The sequence below is a fragment of the Bradyrhizobium sp. SZCCHNR1051 genome, from assembly GCF_032489615.1.
In the GTDB taxonomy this organism is placed as follows: domain Bacteria; phylum Pseudomonadota; class Alphaproteobacteria; order Rhizobiales; family Xanthobacteraceae; genus Bradyrhizobium.
This window is the reverse complement of record NZ_JAUEYJ010000011.1, coordinates 168,564-184,194: the sequence shown is the minus strand read 5'-3', so window position 1 is coordinate 184,194 and position 15,631 is coordinate 168,564. Positions and strand designations below refer to the sequence as shown.

The following is a 15,631-nucleotide window of genomic DNA, read 5'->3' as shown; positions in this document are numbered from 1 at the left end:
TGAAGGAGAGTCTCATGAGCAGCAATTTCTGGGTGATCGGCGGCGAGTTCGGCTCGATGAATTTCCACAAGCTGGTGGAAGGCTCGGCCCAGGTGAAGGGTCCGTTCAAGTCGCGCAAGGAAGCCGAGGATTGCTGGCGCGAGGTGTCCGAGGAGAACCGCCACAAGGCTGGCGTGCGGTTCTCGATCGTCGAGGAACCGCAGCGCGCTCCGGCCGCCTGACGCGGCCGCGCAAAGGAATGCATTGCCGGGTATTTCAATAAGCTCAAGGAAGAGCCCAAGGACGGGGCGGTCTCAGCCGGATCACATCGGCGGGGGGCCGCCCACGTCCTTTTCGTGGTTACGACGGCGTGCTTATAACCCATTGAAGATGAAAGGGGATTGCAGAATACTGGGTTACTGCTAGGTTTACACGGTGGGAACCTGGCGAAACCAGGGCCGAACCGTGAAAGCGTGAGCGATGTCCGAGGCCGCCGATAGCAGCACAGACTCCCGCCCCGTGCGCCTGCGCGAAGCGCTGCGCCAGGCCCGGATCGAGGCCGCGGACCGAACGGGCGTGGTGGTCGACCTGCGCGACGCCGAGGTGGCTCGGCTGGAGATCCTCAACGACGCGCTCGACCCCCTGTTCGCGGAGATCCCGAGCCAGCTCGATCTGTTCGACCGTGGCATCAGCCAGGGCGAGACGCCGCGGCTGTGGATCGACGTCGTCGCCCATGTCGTGATGGGGCGTGACAAGCGGCAGTATCGCTTCGTGCAGGACACCCGCAACGGCCGCATCGTGCTCGTCGAGTCGCACGACATCGGTGCGATCGTGAAAGCCGTCACCGACTACGTCGCCCGCCGCATGGTCGAGCGCGAGCGTGCCTTCAGCGTCGCCCGGGCTCAGGCGAGGGAGACCAGCGAGGCGCCGCGGCGGCGCGGCGGGTTCTGGCCGTTCGTGCTCGGCTTCGTGCTCGGCGCGCTGTCGCTGTTCGGGGTCGCGTTCTATGCGAGCCTGCAGCAGATCTGAGGACTTGGCCGCGACTCAAAGCAGGCGGATCTCGCGGATTTCGCGCACGCGCAGCGCCTCGTTGACCGCGCGCACGGTCATGTCGCAGCGCCAGTGATTGCCGTCGCTGCTGATGGCAAACATGTTGTAGGCCGCGGCTGGATAGTGGCCATGCGCGATCGAGGAGGCCGAGGGCACGCCGACGACCGGGATCTTGCGCTCCGGGCCATCGATCCAGATGGTCGAATGCACGTGGTCATGGCCGTGCAGGATCAGCTCGACGCCATGGCGCGCGAGCAGCGCGATCAGCTTCTTGGCGTCGGTCAGCCGCTTCATCCGGTGGGCCGAGCGCAGCGGATGATGCACCAGCAGCACGCGGAACAGCTGCTCGTGCGCCAGCGATTCGAGCAGCAGCTCAAGCGCGGCGAGTTGCGCGCTGCCGATCCGTCCCGTCGCCATGAACGGCGCCGAGGGCACGGCCGAGGACAGGCTGATCAGCGCCAGCGGCCCGCGCCGGCGCAGCGACGGAAACGTTGCCGGTCCCGCGGCATCGCCGCCGAAATAGTCGGCAAAGCTCTCGGCGAAGCGCAGCCGGGTCGAGCGCACATAGGCGTCGTGATTGCCCGGGATCGCGGTGACCTTGTCCGGCGGACCCACCGTCCTGAGCCAGGCCTGGGCGAGCGGGAATTCCGATTCCAGGGCGAAATTGACCAGATCGCCGGTGACGGCGATCTGGTCCGGCATCTGCGTGTGCAGGTCGGAGATGAGCAGATCGAGGATGTCGCTGCGATGGTATTTGTAGCGATTGCGCGTCCAGTTGAGATAGCCGAGCGCGCGCTTGCCGGCGAGCTCCGACAGGCGCGGCTTGTGCCGTGGCGCGAGATGCGGGTCGGACAGATGGGCGAGCGTGAAGGCGGCCATTATGCCCCTCGGTGCCGATGGCGGATGCAAGCGCGCCCAGATGTCATCTCGTGCTATCCCTCGTGGTGCCCGGCTCTCATGACAAGCCCTGCCAGCGAGCGCAAGAACAACCAGGACGACGACAGCGATGACGACACATCTGAGCCGGCTGCGGATCCGGTTCGAGCCCGTGCTCCGCCGCGGCTTCCATCTCTATTGGCGCTTCGCCCGCGGCATGACGCTCGGCGTCCGCGGCGTGGTGCTGGATGCCGAGAACCGCGTGTTCCTGGTCCGGCATGGCTATGTCTCGGGTTGGCACCTGCCGGGCGGCGGCGTCGAGGTCGGCGAGACGTTCATCGAGGCGCTGACGCGGGAGCTGTTCGAGGAGGGCCGGATCGCGCTCGAAGGCGAGCCGGAGCTGCACGGCATCTTCCTCAACAGCCACGTCTCGTCGCGCGACCACGTCGCCGTCTTCGTTATCAAAAGGTTCACGCAGGACCGGCCGCCGGAGCCGAACCTCGAGATCGTGGAGACCGGATTCTTCGCATTTGATGCGCTGCCGGAGGGAACGACGCTCGGCACGCTGTCCCGCCTGCGCGAGGTGCTAGACGGCGTTAAGGTCATTCCCACCTGGCGGCCGGAACAGCACGTTGCCGCCGGATCATTATGAATTTCTGCACCGAATGAGGGCAGTCTCCCGGCCGTGGGAGAGGGGTCGATGATATCACCTTCGATGCGGATCGCCGTGCTGGTGCCCTGCTACAATGAGGAGGCCGCGGTCGCCACCGTGGTCCGCGATTTCAAGCAGGCGCTGCCGACGGCCACGGTCTATGTCTACGACAACAATTCCAAGGACCGCACCATCGAGGTCGCGCGCGCGGCCGGCGCCGAGGTGCGCTCTGAGCGGCGGCAGGGCAAGGGCCACGTCGTCCGGCGCATGTTCGCCGATGTCGATGCTGACATCTACGTCCTGGTCGATGGCGACGCGACCTATGACGCGCCGAGTGCGCCCGGCATGATCGCGCGTCTCGTCAGCGAGCGGCTCGACATGGTGGTGGGCCTGCGCGTCGACCAGGAGCAGGCCGCCTATCGCATGGGTCATCGCACCGGCAACTGGATGCTGACGAGCTTCCTCGCCGAGGTGTTCGGCCAGGCCTTCAAGGACATCCTGTCCGGCTACCGCGTATTCTCGCGCCGTTTCGTCAAATCCTTCCCCGTGCTCTCCGACGGTTTCGAGATCGAGACCGAGCTCACCGTGCATGCGCTGGAGCTGGCGCTGCCGGTGGCCGAGGTCGCGACGCCATACTACGCGCGGCCCGAAGGGTCCGTCTCCAAGCTCAACACCTGGCGCGACGGCTTCCGCATCCTCGGCACGATCCTGAAGCTTTATCGCTCGGAGAAGCCGCTGCGCTTCTTCAGCGCGATCGGCATTTTCCTCGCGCTGGTCTCGATCGGCTTCGCGATTCCCATCTTCGTCACCTATATCGAGACCGGGCTGGTGCCGCGGCTGCCGACCGCCGTGCTGTCGATGGGCCTGATGATCATGGCGCTGCTGTCGGCCTCGTCGGGCCTCGTGCTCGACACCGTCACCCGCGGTCGCCGCGAGATGAAGCTGCTGGCCTATCTGTCACACGCGCCGATCGAGGGCTGATGCAGGCGAAAGCTTGTGTCCGTCCGCCGTTCCGGTCATGGTTCGGGCGCCAACGTCCTGAACGAGAACACCGCCTCCATGCCCATCCTCAACAGCATCGCCGCGCTCGCCGACGACATGGCCGCCTGGCGCCATGATTTCCACGAACATCCGGAATTGATGTACGAGGTGCATCGCACCGCCGGCATCGTCGCCGAGCGCTTGCGCGAATTCGGTTGTGACGAGGTGGTGACGGGCATCGGGCGCACCGGCGTGGTCGGTGTCATCCGCGGCCGTCGGACGAGTTCAGGTCGCACCGTCGGCCTGCGCGCCGACATGGATGCGCTGCCGATCGAGGAAGCCTCGGGGGTGCCCTATGCGTCGAAGACGCCGGGCCTGATGCATGCCTGCGGCCATGACGGCCATACCGCGATGCTGCTGGGTGCCGCCAAGCATCTCGCCGACACGCGCAATTTCGACGGCACCGCGATCGTGATCTTCCAGCCCGCCGAGGAGGGCGGCGCCGGCGGCAAGGCGATGGTCGACGATGGATTGATGACCCGCTGGGGCATCCAGGAGGTCTACGGTCTGCACAATGCGCCGGGCGTGCCCGAAGGCGTCTTCGCGCTGCGGCCGGGCCCGATGCTGGCGTCATCGGACCAGCTCGAGATCACCGTCCGCGGCAAGGGCGGTCATGCCGGCGCCGGGGTTCACAAGGCGGTCGACAGCGTGCTGATCGCTGCGCACATCATCACGGCGCTGCAGTCGATCGTGTCGCGCAACGTCGATCCGATCAAGTCAGCGGTGATCTCGATCTGCGTCGTCGAGGCCGGCAAGGCGATGAACGTCATTCCGGAGACCGTCGAATTGAAGGGGACCGTGCGCACGCTCGATCCCGAGGTGCAGGACCTGGTGGAGCGCCGAATTGCCGAGGTCGCCGACGGCATCGCCCGCACCTATGGCGGTGAGGCGACGACGAAATACACGCGGCTCTACCCGATCACGATGAACCATGCGCGCGAGACCGGCGTCGCAGCTGATGTCGCCCGCGACGTTGTCGGCGCGGAGCGGGTGGTCGACAATGCGCCGCCGCTGATGGGGGCCGAGGATTTCGCCTTCATGCTGCAGGCCCGTCCCGGCGCCTTCGTCTTCCTCGGCATGGGCGACGGCAAGGATTGCCACCACCCGGCCTATCGCTTCAACGACAACATTCTCGGCCATGGCGCCTCCTATTGGGTGCGGCTGGTCGAGAAGACGATGCCGGCTGATTGATGCCGGCGGCGTGGCGCTAGCTGCGAGCCGTCGCTTGCAATGACCGTTGGCGCCACTGCCGCGGGCTGCAGCCGCTCCAGCGCGCGAAGGCACGGGAGAACGCGGACGCCTCGGAATAGCCGAGCAGGAAGGCGACGTCGCCGAGCGGCAGATGCGCTTGGCGCAGATAGTGGCGGGCGAGGTCGAGCCGGGTCGCCTCGACGAGGTCGGAGAAGGTGGCGCCGAACTCGGCAAGCCGGCGCTGCAACGTCCACGGCGTGGTCGACAGCGCGTCGGCGACCTCCTCGAGATGCAGCGCGCCGGCTGACAGCCGCCGCCTGATCTCGCCGCGGACCAGATCGAGGAACGCCGGCGTGCCGCACGAGCCGGCGACACTGGCAAGATCGGTCGTGAGCCGCTGCAGGCGTGACAGATCGGCCCCTGGCATGGCGCGGTCCAGGCCGCGGTCGCGAAACACCAGCGCATTGGTGCCTTGCGACCATCCGACGTCGGCATCGAAGGCTGCCTCATGATCGCGCCAGGCGGCCGGCCGGGCATGCTCGAACAGCACCATGTCAGGCGCCCAGCCCGATGGCAGGCACGCGCGGAAGACGTTCGCGAACATGCCCATGGTCAATTCGGCATCCTGCCGGCGATCGACGATCGAGCCGTCGAGGATGCGATATTCGAGGTGGAGAAAGCCGTCCTTGCGGGCGAGGCGGGTCTCGGTGGCCTGCTGATGCCAGGGAAACCACAGCGCGAGATGCTCGATCGCCGAACCGAGCGTCGGCGCGGACAGCGCGATCTCGCCGATCAGGCCGAGCATCTGCGGCTGGTAGCGCTGGCCGAACCACAGTCCGAAATTGTCGTTGCCGGTCTCCTGCGCGGCGTCTTCCATCATCGCGACATAGTCGGCGAGGTCGAGCGCGCGGCGGGTCTGGCCGAGGCATTCGGCATCGATGCCCACCCGTTCGAATACCGCTTCCGGACGGCCTCCCGTCAGGGCGATGAAATCAGCGACACCGGTCGCAGCAGCGGCCAGAATGTTCCGGCTGCGGTCGCGCGGATGCTCGCGTTCGGCTGCAAGAGGCTGTGCCATGAAATCCTCGCCTTTGAGGACGTACGCCGTCGGTTGACACCTCGTAGTTATGCAAGTCACGTGCCTGCCGAAGCGGGCTATCGATAAAGCCCTCCGCGCAGGGACGCGGAGGGCTTGCCTCGATCCTGGATCTCGCCGGCCCTGGCGGATCAGTCGGCCATGGCGCGGGCCTCGGTCAAAGCGATGTCGAGCAGATCGTCATTCGCCGCGTTGCCGCGCTTGCCGGCCGTCAGACGATAGAGCAGCAGACCGGCGGCGAACAGCACCACGAAGGCTGCGAACACCTGCAGGTTGAACCAAATCATCGTGAGCAGCGAGAGCGTCGCACACACCAGCGCCACGGCCGGGAGCACCGGATAGAGCGGCGCCTTGAACGGCCTGATAAGATTGGGCTCGGTGGCGCGCAGGCGGAAGAGAGCGGCCATGCTCATGATGTACATCACGAGCGCGCCGAACACGCTCATGGTGACGATGTTCGCCGTCAGCGTCTGTCCGGCGAACTGGATGAGCTCGTCGGAGTAGATCGCGGCGATGCCGATCACGCCGCCGGCCAAGATCGCCCAATGCGGCGTGCGGCAGGTCGGATGCAGTGCGGCGAGCTTGGCCGGCAGAAAGCCGGCGCGCGACAGCGCGAAGATCTGCCGCGAGTAGCCCATGATGATGCCGTGGAACGAGGCGATCAGTCCGAACAGGCCGATCCACACCAGCATGTGCAGCCAGCCGGAGTTTTCGCCGACCACGATCTTCATCGCCTGCGGCAAGGGATCGTTGATGTTGGCGAGCTTCGCCCAGTCGCCGACGCCGCCGGCCATGATCATGGTGCCGAAGGCGAGCACGACGAGCGTCAGGATGCCGGCAATGTAGGCGCGAGGAACGGTCCTCGTCGGATTCCTGGTCTCCTCCGCGGCCATGGCGGCACCTTCGATCGCCAGGAAGAACCAGATCGCGAAGGGGATCGCTGCGACGATGCCGCCGATGCTCGCCAGCGAGAACGAATTCTCACCGGCCCAGCCATTGGCGGTGAAATTGGCGAAGGAAAAGCCGGGCGACACGACGCCCATGAACACCAGGAGCTCGCCAATCGCCAGGACCGTGACGAACAGCTCGAACGTCGCTGCGATCGATACGCCCGCGATGTTGAGGGCCATGAACACCACATAGGCGCCGAGCGCGGCGGTCTTGGGTGACAGCGCCGGAAACTGGACGTTAAGATAGGCGCCGATGGCGAGCGCGATGGCAGGCGGTGCGAACACGAATTCGATCAGTGTCGCAAAGCCGGCGACGAAGCCGCCGAGCGGGCCGAAGGCACGGTAGGAATAGGCGAACGGACCACCGGCATGCGGGATCGCGGTGGTGAGTTCGGTGAAGGAAAAGATGAAGGTCGTATACATCACCGCGATGAAGATCGTGGTGACGAGGAAGCCGAGCGTGCCGGCCTTGTCCCAACCATAGCTCCAGCCGAAATATTCGCCGGAGATGACGAGCCCGACCGCGATGCCCCAGAGATGGAGTCCGGTCAGGCTCTTCGAAAGCGTCGGTTTGGTCTCGTCACTCATGTCCAGTCGCTCCTGTCTGTTTGTGATGGGTGATTTGTGATGACGGTGTGGTCGTCTCGATCGCGGCGTCCGGCGCCGCCTCCTTGAGGCCGATGCCGGTGACGCCGATCCGCAGCGCCTCGCGCACCAGCCAGGCCAGCTTGTCGGCGGCGCGCTCGGCCGACAGCCCATGGTGGTGAATGTTGGAGATGCAGTTGCGCGCGCTGTCGCGCAGGCCAGGGGCTGGGTGCAGTGTCAGATACACACCCAGGGAATCCGCGGCCGACAGACCCGGACGCTCGCCGATCAGGACCGCCACCAGCCGGGCGCGCATCGCGGCGCCGACAGCGTCACCCAGCGCCACGCGCGCCTGCGAAGCCAGCACGATCGGGCCGATGGACAGGCCCGTCAGACGCGCCGCGGTGGCGATCACGACAGCGGCGGCATGGCTTTCGACCGCATCCGCCGACAGCCCGTCGGCAATGATGAAGACGAGATCGTACGGACCGGATGTTAGCCTGGCGGCATCCTCCGCGGCCAGGCGACGCCCGAGGTCGGGCCGGCGCAGATAGCTGGCGCGGTCCGGCGCTGCGCTCGCGACCTTGATCACCTCGCGCGGCGCGAGCGCGTCGGCGATGCCGTCGAAATTGACCTTGCCCCATACGGCATCGCGCGCGAGCGCATGCGCCATCTGGAATGCGAGCTTGGCCTGCGTCGGCAGCCCGTCGCCGGAGCGGCCGAGGGCGACGCGGGCGCGCGTCATCCCGCGCAGCAGGTCGAACGCATCGTCCCTCATGCCCGCGCTCCCTGGCCGATCAGCCGGACTACGGAAGGCGCGCTGCCCGGCAATGGCGGCATGCGGCCGCTTTGGTCGAGCAGGCCCATCCGCGCCAGCCAGGCCTCGAACTCCGGCGCCGGGCGGCGGCCGAGCAGATGCCGCAGCCGCATCACGTCGTGATGCGACAGGCTCTGATAGTTCAGCATGATGTCGTCGGCGCCGGGCACGGCGATCAGGAAGTTGACGTTGGCCACTGCCAGCAGCAGCGCCAGATCGTCCATGTCGTCCTGATCGGCCTCGGCATGGTTGGTGTAGCAGACATCGCAGCCCATGGGCACGCCGAGCAGCTTGGCGCAGAAATGATCCTCCAGCCCGGCGCGGATGATCTCCTTCGCGTCGTAGAGGTATTCGGGACCGATGAAGCCGACCACGGTGTTGACCAGCAGCGGCGAGAAGGCGCGCGCCACCGCGTAGGCGCGGGCCTCGACCGTCTGCTGATCGAGGCCGTGATGAGCGTCGGCCGACAGCGCCGCGCCCTGGCCGGTCTCGAAATACATGACGTTGTTGCCGATCGTGCCGCGCTTCAGCGACAAGGCCGCGTCCTGCGCCTCGGCCAGCAGCGCCAGGGTCACGCCGAAGCCGGCATTGGCAGCCTCGGTGCCGGCGATCGACTGGAAGACGAGATCGAGCGGCGCGCCTTTCTCGATCGCCTGGATCGAGGTCGTGACGTGGCTCAGCACGCAGGACTGCGTCGGCACCTCGAATTTGAGCCTGAGATCATCGAGCATCGTGAGCAGGCGGATGCAGGCCTCGACATTGTCGGTCGCGGGATTGATGCCGATCACCGCATCGCCCATGCCGAACAGCAGGCCATCGAGCGTGCCTGCGGCGATCGCCCGGGGATCGTCGGTCGGATCGTTCGGCTGCAGCCGCGACGACAGCCGCCCCTCCAGGCCGATCGTGGAGCGGAAGCGGGTCACGACCCGGCATTTGGCGGCGACAGCGACGAGATCGCCATTGCCGCAGAGCTTGGAGACCGCGGCCACCATCTCCGGCGTCAGGCCCGGCGCGAGGGCGGCCAGCCGGTCAGCGTCCGCCTCCCAGGACATCAGCCATTCGCGCAACTCGCCGACGGTCAGCGACGCGACGGGCGCGAATGCGGCGGCATCGTGGCTGTCGAGGATGAGGCGCGTGACCTCGTCGCTCTCATAGGGAATTAGCGGCTCGTCGAGGAAACGCCGCAGCGGCACGTCGGCGAGCGCCATCCGCGCCGCCACCCGTCGCGCGGCGCTGTCGGCTGCGAGGCCAGCCAGCTCATCGCCGGACCGGCGCGGCGAGGCGCAGGCCAACAGCGTCTTGAGATCATCGAACACATGAGTTTCGCCGCGATGGCGCGACCGGAACGCACCCGTCATCTTCGACCTGCCGCTCGTGCTGCGTCAGAGCGGTCCCAGCGGCCGCGACGGCGACCACAACGCTCATGACCTGAGGCAGGTTAAGCGAGGGCGGCTCCGGAAACTTGACATCTTAGCACAATCTTCGGTCACGCCACGCGAATGCTCAGAAAATTGGCATTGGCGACCCCGGGGCGGGCGAATGCTGTCAACACGTGGACGGCCTGCCATGGACCGCGCCGCTCCAGAATGCTATCTCGCCACCCCACATGAGTGACCTGTCCATTACGATCTCCGCCGAGAAGCCGGGCGACGCGCAGGCGATCGAGCGGCTGCATGAGCGCACCTTCGGCCCCGGCCGCTTCGTGCTGAGTGCCTATCGACTGCGCGAGCATGTCGATCATCTGCTCGCGCTGTCGTTCACCGCCCATATCGGCACTTTGCTGGTCGGCTCGGTGCGGCAGCTCCCGATCTGCGTCGGCGACACCAAGGCGCTGATGCTCGGGCCGCTGACGGTCGAGCCGCCGTTCCGCAAGCACGGCATCGGCCGCATGCTGATGGAGCGCTCGATCGCGGACGCGCGGGCGCAGGGCCATCGCTTGATCCTGCTGGTCGGCGACGCCGCCTACTACAGCCGTGTCGGGTTCAAGCCGGTGCCGAAAGGCCGGGCGATCATGCCGGGCCCGGTCGACTACAACCGGCTGCTGGTGAACGAGCTCGTCGACGGCGCGTTCGAGGACGTCGAGGGCGCGATCCGTCCTGACTGGGACTACGCTAGGTAGGTCGTCATTGCGAGCGAAGCGGCGAAGCGAAGCAATCCAGAGCCCCAAGAGAAGTCTGGATTGCTTCGTCGCTTCGCTCCTCGCAATGACGAAGGGGGCTCAGATTGCTTTCCTCCGCGCCCCGACCGAATTCGCAATCAGAACTTGAGATTGGCAAAGATCCGCACGCCGATGCCGGGCAGCAGCACCTCGTCCTTGGTGTAGGAGACCGAGTTGCGGATCTTCTCGTTGAGCAGATTGTTGCCGACGAGGCCGACCAGCATCTCGCGCGCGCCGAACATGTTCGGGTTGAGCTTGGTCCGGTAGCTGACCTCTGCCTTGAGCAGGTTGTAGCCGGGCGTCGGAGTCTCCGCGATCGGCGCGATGTCGTTCTGCGCGAAAGCGTGCAGCAGATTGATGCGGGTCAGCCAGTTGGCATCGCGCCAGAACAGGCCGCCGCCGACGCGCATCGGCGGGATCCGCGGCACGTTGACGCCACCCGGGAAGGTGGCTCGCACGACGTCGAACTGGTTCTCGATGCCCCAGATGCCGGTGCCGAGCTGGGCGACATCGTACTGGCTCTGGAACTCGAAGCCGCGGAACAGCGCGTTGCGCTGCGAATAGACCGCTTGGTTCAGCGCGGTGCCCGTGGTGCCGCAGGACGCGAAATCGTCGTCGCACATCACGCCGGTCAGCCGGCGATAAATGAAGTTGCTGAACTGCGTGTAGTAGGCCGTGGCCTCGAAGCGGAACGGGCCGGTCGCCTTGCGCAGCCCGGCCTCGACGGTTTTGGCCGTCTCGATGGTCAGGTTCGGATTGCCGATGTCGAAGGTTGCGGTCGCATCATGGCCGCCGCGCGAGAACAGCTCGGCTGGCTTCGGCGCGCGCTCGACATATTGCGCGGTCACGCTCGCCACCAGATCGCCCGGCAGGTTCTGCAACAGGCCGACGCTCGCGCTCTTCGGCGTGTACGACGGATTGCGGGCGATGTTGGCTTGCGGCGTGCCGTCCGGCAGATAGTCGACCGGAAAGTTCGGTGTGGAGCCGTTCAGCGCGACGTGCTCGATCCGGCCGGCGACCTGCGCCTTGGTCGAGGGCGAGAAGGCGAACTCATTGAAGACATAGCCGGCGACGCGATTGTTGGTGTTGGGGCCGAACAGGCCGTTGAACACCGAGCCGGGGTTGTCGGGGCTCGGCGCATTCAGCTCCTGGTGCCCGGCCTGCACGCCATAGGCGGTCGTCAGCGTGGCGAAGCGCAGATTGACGGGCATCATCTGCATCTCGACGCGCGCTTCCTGCTCGCGATTGGTGAAGGTCTGGCGCACGCCATCGGTGGTCGGGTCGGTGACGGCTGCAAGGCCGAGCTCATTGTGCCGATAGTCTGTCGCGCCGGCCCAGAATCGGATCGCATCGATCGCCGCGGAGTCCGGGCGATACTCGCCCTTGGCGGTGATCTTGGTCTGGTGTGCGTCGATCCGGGTCCGGCTGTCGGCGCCGTCGATGCCGGGGATGTGGTAGAGCGCATCGGTCTGCTGGATCGCCGCGCCGATGAAGCCGCCGGTGAAGAAGTAGCTGCCGCCGATCGAGGCGCCATCGTTCTGCACGGCGGAGTTCGGCTGCCGGCCGTTCACCGGGCGGGTCTGGTCGAACAGATAGGGGTAGCCCGGAATCGAATAGTCGCCGGTCTTGCGGCCGTAGGCATCGGCATGAAGTGCGAAGTTGCCGCCGCCAGCATCGAGCAGCACGCCGCCCTCGACGCCGCGGTCGACCGAGCTGAACGAGGTGCGCGTTTCCGCGGTGACGCAAGGCGCGCTGCCCGCGGCCGGCGCGCTCGCCGGCAGGCCATAGGTCTGGAACGGCGCGGTCGAACAGGTCGGCAGGGCCTGCGGAATGCGGTTGTTGGTGGCGCTGACGACGCCGCCGATCGAGGTGGAGCCGTAGCGCAGCGCCGCGGGGCCGCGGACGACCTCGATCTGGTCGCTGGTGAGCGGATCGATCGGCACGAAATGATCTTCGCCGAGGTCGGACGCACCGCCGCCGCCGATGCCGTTCTCGACGATACCGACGCGGTTGACGTCGAGGCCGCGGATGATCGGCCGGCTCGAGGCGCCCGGCGCGAAGCTCGATCCGGTAATGCCGGGTTTCGAATTGAGAAGGTCGCCGAGCGTGGCGGCGCCGGAGCGGCGAAGCTCCTCGTTCGGCACCACGGTGACGGTTGCGAACTGGTCGGTGACGACAGGCAGCACGCCCTGTTGCGGCGGCGGTGGCGCTGATTGTGCTTCTCGCGCTGGCGTCGGCGCACGGGGCCCGCGCGCGACGCGCGCGGTAGGATTGGGCCGCGGCACCACCGGCTTCCGTGCCCGTATCGGGCTTGGCGCTGTCACGTTGACCTCGGGCAACTCGGCCGCCGGCTTCGGATCGTCAGCGCGCGCGGGCGCACCCAAAACGCACAACATGGCTGCGGCGCTGCAGCCCGACATCAAGGCTCTCGACAACATCCTTCAATTCCTGATCCTGATCAGGCGTCCCACGTCTTTCGTTGCTGGCGGGATGCACCTGCCGTCGGCTTGCGACGGACCCATTCCTGCACGCTGCCGCCGTGCGCGTGAGCGCAACCGTGGCGGCGTTTCGAGCGGTTCGGATCAGGCGATGGGAGGAGCGCGCGGCTGGAAGGCGGTGTCGACGACGACAGCCGCGACAGTGGCGGTGATCGCATCGGGCAGACGAAATGCGACCGCTTCAGGAGGCGTCAGAACGGGCGTCGGTGACAGCAGGATCGATTGCGCCATCGCCATGACGGCGCAGATGGCGCAGCCATCAGCAGAGGGCTGCTGGTCGGGGTCCTGGCTTGCGGGAGAGGAGCCGGTAGGGGCCTGTGCGGTCGTGATACGACTGCCGTCCAGGCTCTGCGTGGAGAGCCAATGAACATGGCCGAACGCGAGCGCGAATTGCAGCACCAGCGCCAACAGCGCGAGCCGCGAGACATCTTTGATGTTCGCGCGAAACCAGCTCATCGCCAGCTCTGGCTCATGTGATCTGGCTCATGTGAATAGGCCACCCCGTTCGGCTGAGAGGCTCAGCCTTTGTTACAATGTAACATCGCAGGGGGGCTTCACAGCTGTCAATCAGTGTACTGCGACGGCGGATGAAATCCCCGTCGCTGTGCCCTTCGCGCCACGTCGCGCGGGCTCGTATCCTTCGAGGCTAACGACCCTCGCGCACCCAGGTTGCGGCGAGTGCGCCGAGCAGCAGCAGCAGGCCGATCACGCCGGCGAACATCGGCAGCACGCCGACGCCCTTGACCACGCTGGCGTCGCGCATCCGCACGCCCATCCAGCCGTCGCCGCTGAACAAGGTCGATGACCTCACCGGGACGATGCGCGGCAAGTCGATGCCGGATCCGTCGGCGATGCGGCGGGCGTCGCCGCCGGTCGCCTGTGCCAGCGGCTTCAGGGTTTCGGTGGTCGAGGTGACCTCGGAGAATTCCTTCGGATTGGTCGGGCCGACATTGATCAGCGCCTTCAGCGTGCCGTCGGTCGCCTGCCACAGGCCGAGCTCGTTGGCGGGCAGGGTCGCGCGCCATTCGCCGGGATCGCCCTGGCTCAGAGTGAGCTCGCGCGTGGTGCCGGACGGCGAGGTCACGGTCACCGGCGGGACGGTGTCGCCCATCGTCTGGCGGATGACGGCGAGATCCTTGCCTTGAATCTGCAGCCGCAGCGCTTCCTCGTCGAGATCAGGCTGCTGCATCAGCCAGTGCGACATCCGCCTGAGCAGATCGAGATGCGGTCCGCCGCCTTCGTAGCCGCGTGCCCACAGCCAGATGTGGTCGGACAGCAGCAGAGCGACGCGGCCGGCGCCGAAGCGCGACAGCAGCAGGAGCGGCTTGCCGTCGGCGCCGGTCATGACCGGCGGACTGACCGCATTGCGCGTCTCGACCGTGCGGAAGAAGCGGCTCCAGCGCGGCGGCTCGGAGCCCGAGCCCTCGAGGCCGCGCGTAACCGGATGGCGTTTGCCGGCGTCAGATAGATGCGCATAGAAGGGCTTCTCGGTGACGCCGACCGGCTCGGCGGGCAGCACCGAATCGAGCGGTGTGCGCCAGATGCTGGTGTTGGAGGCGTAGTCCGGCCCGGCCGAGACCAGCACCGCGCCGCCATTGCGCACGTAGCGCGCGATGTTGTCGAAATAGGCGATCGGCAACACGCCCTGCCGGGCGTAGCGGTCGAAGATGATCAATTGGAATTCGTTGATCTTCTGCTGGAACAGCTCGCGGGTCGGAAACGCGATCAGCGACAATTCGTTGATCGGGGTGCCGTCCTGCTTCTCCGGCGGCCGCAGGATGGTGAAGTGGACGAGATCGATGCTGGCGTCCGACTTCAGCAGGTTGCGCCAGGTGCGCTCGCCGGAATGCGGCTCGCCCGACACCAGCAGCACGCGCAGCTTGTCGCGCACGCCGTCGATCGAGACCACGGCGCGGTTGTTGACGAGGGTCAGCTCGTTGTCGAGCGGCGAGGCCTCGATCTCGACGATGTTCTGGCCTTCGTGCTTGATGTCGACGTCGACATTGGCGGCCTGGCCGCTGGTCAAGGTGCGTTCGCTGATGACCTCGCCGTCGCGCCGGATCACGACCTTGGCGCTGGCGCCGCTGACGCCCTGGTCGTCGAGCCGGAAGCTGATCGTCTGCGGCTGGCCGACGATGCCGAAGCGAGGGGCGGCGGTGATCGCGACGCGGCGGTCGCGCTCGGCCTTCTGGCCCGTGATCAGGGCCTGCAGCGGAGCCTGGAAGCCGAGCGCGGCAACGTTGCCGGGAATGTCGTGGACGCGTCCATCCGTGATCAGGAAGGCGCCCGCGACCCGATCGACCGGGACGTCCGACAGCGCCGAGGTCAGCGCGCTGAACAGATGCGTGCCGTCGGTCTCGCCATCGGCCTGACCGGCATCGACCACGCGGACCTCGAGGCCCTTGATCTTCTTCAAGCTGTCGACCAGCGACTCCTGGGCCGCTTGGGTCTGCTTGTTGCGGTCACCGAAATTCTGGCTCGGGCTCTTGTCGACCACGACGGCGGCGACCGAGCTTAGCGGCTCGCGGTCCTCGCGCGTGAACTGCGGATTGGCCAGCGCGAGCGCGATCAAGGCGAGCGCGGTGACGCGGATCCAGGCCGAGCGCGAGCGGCCGAGCAACAGGAGCGCGGCGATGACGACGATCGCGCCGATCGCGAGCCACAGCACGACTGTCGGGACCAGAGGCGTGAACGCGATGCCGTAATTCATGAGGCAAACTCGCTGGCTTCGTCATGGC

General features: G+C 66.8%; 14 protein-coding genes. 6 read left to right on the top strand and 8 right to left on the bottom strand.

Annotated elements, in window-relative coordinates:
- Nucleotides 1-14 precede the first annotated feature (14 nt).
- Nucleotides 15-221: a hypothetical protein gene (locus tag QW868_RS15690; protein ID WP_315717315.1), complete on the top strand. Its 207-nt coding sequence runs from the start codon at nucleotides 15-17 to the stop codon at nucleotides 219-221.
- A 238-nt stretch (nucleotides 222-459) separates the two neighbouring features.
- Entirely contained in the window at nucleotides 460-1,008 is a 549-nt protein-coding gene (locus QW868_RS15685) for a hypothetical protein (RefSeq protein ID WP_316230886.1), read from the top strand.
- A gap of 15 nt (nucleotides 1,009-1,023) precedes the next feature.
- Here QW868_RS15685 and QW868_RS15680 read toward each other — a convergent pair whose 3' ends face one another.
- On the bottom strand, nucleotides 1,024-1,908 hold the full coding sequence (locus tag QW868_RS15680) for a metallophosphoesterase (protein ID WP_316230885.1): 885 nt from the start codon (nucleotides 1,906-1,908) through the stop codon (nucleotides 1,024-1,026).
- Between the two features lie 127 nt (nucleotides 1,909-2,035).
- Between QW868_RS15680 and QW868_RS15675 the strand changes: the two genes are divergently transcribed.
- From QW868_RS15675 to QW868_RS15665, 3 genes are all read left to right on the top strand, one after another.
- Nucleotides 2,036-2,557: an NUDIX domain-containing protein gene (locus tag QW868_RS15675; RefSeq protein WP_316230884.1), complete on the top strand. Its 522-nt coding sequence runs from the start codon at nucleotides 2,036-2,038 to the stop codon at nucleotides 2,555-2,557.
- 48 nt (nucleotides 2,558-2,605) lie between these two features.
- Nucleotides 2,606-3,538, top strand: a complete 933-nt coding sequence (locus tag QW868_RS15670; protein ID WP_315738367.1) for a glycosyltransferase family 2 protein — start codon at nucleotides 2,606-2,608, stop codon at nucleotides 3,536-3,538.
- Nucleotides 3,539-3,616: 78 nt separating this feature from the next.
- On the top strand, nucleotides 3,617-4,789 hold the full coding sequence (locus QW868_RS15665; protein WP_315738366.1) for a M20 aminoacylase family protein: 1,173 nt from the start codon (nucleotides 3,617-3,619) through the stop codon (nucleotides 4,787-4,789).
- A gap of 16 nt (nucleotides 4,790-4,805) precedes the next feature.
- Here QW868_RS15665 and QW868_RS15660 read toward each other — a convergent pair whose 3' ends face one another.
- The 4 genes from QW868_RS15660 to QW868_RS15645 form a co-directional block, all read right to left on the bottom strand.
- Nucleotides 4,806-5,867: an AraC family transcriptional regulator gene (locus QW868_RS15660; protein WP_315776133.1), complete on the bottom strand. Its 1,062-nt coding sequence runs from the start codon at nucleotides 5,865-5,867 to the stop codon at nucleotides 4,806-4,808.
- Nucleotides 5,868-6,016: 149 nt separating this feature from the next.
- Entirely contained in the window at nucleotides 6,017-7,423 is a 1,407-nt protein-coding gene (gene eat, locus QW868_RS15655) for an ethanolamine permease (RefSeq protein ID WP_315773435.1), read from the bottom strand.
- Nucleotides 7,416-8,198 (bottom strand): ethanolamine ammonia-lyase subunit EutC, encoded by a 783-nt coding sequence (eutC, locus tag QW868_RS15650; protein ID WP_316230883.1) that lies wholly within the window; start codon nucleotides 8,196-8,198, stop codon nucleotides 7,416-7,418. The genes eat and eutC overlap by 8 nt, the downstream gene beginning before the upstream one ends.
- A complete protein-coding gene (locus QW868_RS15645) occupies nucleotides 8,195-9,595 on the bottom strand; it encodes an ethanolamine ammonia-lyase subunit EutB (protein WP_316230882.1) in 1,401 nt (466 codons plus the stop codon). The genes eutC and QW868_RS15645 overlap by 4 nt, the downstream gene beginning before the upstream one ends.
- A 248-nt stretch (nucleotides 9,596-9,843) precedes the next feature.
- On the opposite strand from QW868_RS15645, the gene QW868_RS15640 reads away from it, so the two are divergent.
- Nucleotides 9,844-10,356 (top strand): N-acetyltransferase, encoded by a 513-nt coding sequence (locus tag QW868_RS15640; RefSeq protein ID WP_315757014.1) that lies wholly within the window; start codon nucleotides 9,844-9,846, stop codon nucleotides 10,354-10,356.
- Between the two features lie 137 nt (nucleotides 10,357-10,493).
- Here QW868_RS15640 and QW868_RS15635 read toward each other — a convergent pair whose 3' ends face one another.
- The 3 genes from QW868_RS15635 to QW868_RS15625 form a co-directional block, all read right to left on the bottom strand.
- Nucleotides 10,494-12,815, bottom strand: a complete 2,322-nt coding sequence (locus QW868_RS15635; RefSeq protein WP_315785732.1) for a TonB-dependent receptor — start codon at nucleotides 12,813-12,815, stop codon at nucleotides 10,494-10,496.
- A 162-nt stretch (nucleotides 12,816-12,977) separates the two neighbouring features.
- Nucleotides 12,978-13,349 (bottom strand): DUF2946 family protein, encoded by a 372-nt coding sequence (locus tag QW868_RS15630; RefSeq protein ID WP_316230881.1) that lies wholly within the window; start codon nucleotides 13,347-13,349, stop codon nucleotides 12,978-12,980.
- Nucleotides 13,350-13,539: 190 nt separating this feature from the next.
- Complete coding sequence (locus QW868_RS15625; RefSeq protein WP_315738360.1) at nucleotides 13,540-15,603, bottom strand: hypothetical protein; 2,064 nt, start codon at nucleotides 15,601-15,603, stop codon at nucleotides 13,540-13,542.
- Between the last annotated feature and the right edge of the window lie 28 nt (nucleotides 15,604-15,631).